This window comes from Ditibartonella apis, from assembly GCF_001952075.1.
Lineage (GTDB): Bacteria > Pseudomonadota > Alphaproteobacteria > Rhizobiales > Rhizobiaceae > Bartonella > Bartonella apis.
Genome location: NZ_LXYU01000013.1, coordinates 1 through 1,633 on the forward strand (window position 1 = coordinate 1; position 1,633 = coordinate 1,633).

Annotated in this window: 1 protein-coding gene; it reads left to right on the top strand. The window is 47.8% G+C overall.

What is annotated here, in order from left to right; all coding sequences use genetic code 11:
• Window positions 1-1,633, top strand: a 1,633-nt coding sequence (locus PEB0122_RS11550) for an Ig-like domain-containing protein (RefSeq protein WP_198936010.1), incomplete at both ends; no start/stop codon positions are given.

Here is a 1,633-nt window from a genome sequence, read left to right on the forward strand (position 1 = left end):
ATGCCATGAAAGATACCTCGACCGATGGTCGTGGAACGGAATATAAGTTTACCGTTCAAGCGGTTGACCAGTTAGGTGCTTCGAGTTCAAAAACCGGCGAATATCCGATTGTTTATGATAATCAAGCTCCAAACCAGCCGGATGTTCCTTCTCTTCAATCAGATCAGGAACCCAAGATCGGTTCGATTTCGAATAATGACACGACACCCGATCAGACCCCGACATTCAGTGGTACTGTTCAAAACCCGCAAGTGGGCGACAAGGTTACCATTTACAACAAGGTCGGCGATAAATATGTCAAGCTTGGCGAAACAACGGTCGACCCGTCCTCGGGCAAATGGTCGTGGACACCGGAAAATCCGCTTGATAAAGGTTCTTACGAATTTGTAACATCGGTCACCGATGCGGCAGGAAATGAAAGTGCAAAAAGCGATTCGACTTCGGTCACTGTTGATCCGACAAGTGTCGAAGTCAGCATCCTTTACGCTGTTGATGACCAAAAGAATTCCACCGGAGATTACACCGGAAAGATTTCCGACGGTGGCCTCACCAATGACGCAACGCCGGAATTGCATGGACGTGCAACGGCCAATTCGACTGTCACTATCTATACTGATATTGATGGAGTGAGAACAGAAATCGGCAAAGTCAATGCCGATTCCAATGGCGACTGGGCATTTGTCTGGCCGACAGACAAGCTGCCCCTTTCCGATGGTAGTCATACGATTGTTGCGGAGGCATTACTTCCAAATAATTCGACGAAGTCTGACAGTTTCGACCTTGTTGTCGACACACAAAATAACAATGTTCCTGTGATTGACAGTGCCGGCGATGATGTCGGTGGCAAACAGGAGGATCTTACCTCCGGTAAGGCAAGTGACGATACAACGCCGACTTTGAAAGGCCATGGCGCCGAGCCGAATGGCATGGTCAATATTTATGATACGGTGAATGGCGAGACACATCTTGTTGATAGAGTGAAGGCCGATTCCAACGGCAACTGGGAATATTCTGTTCAAAGCCCGTTACCGGAAGGGGAACATCATTTTCAGGCAACATCTGTTGATGCAGCCGGCAATGAAAGCGTTAAATCACCCGTTTTCGATTATACGATCGATTTGACTGCGCCGAATGCTTTAACGTCTGTCGACTTGACTGACGACGTAGCGGAAACCACCGGTACCATTAACGAACACGGCAAGACAAATGACAATAAGCCGACCTATAGCGGTTCGGCAACAGCGGACACCGAGAAGGTCTTTATCTATGACCATGGTGAAAAAATCGGGGAAGCCAAGGTTGTTGAAAATAACGGGCAATATACATGGAGCTATACACCTGATACTGCTTTGAAAGATGGCGACCATTCGTTCCAGGCAAGGCCGGTTGATGATGTTGGTAATATCGGTATTCCGACCGGTAACTGGGATTTTACCGTTCTCACCGGAACAATTGCCAACAATGCAAAAATTTCCGGTATCACACAGGATACCGGTAATGATACGCACGACTATGTTACCAGCGATACGCGGCCGACAATTTACATTAAGACCGACCATGCGCTCAGTGTGGCAAATGGTGAAAAAGTCCAGATCAATATTGGCGGGCAGTGGTACGACACAGAATATGATGC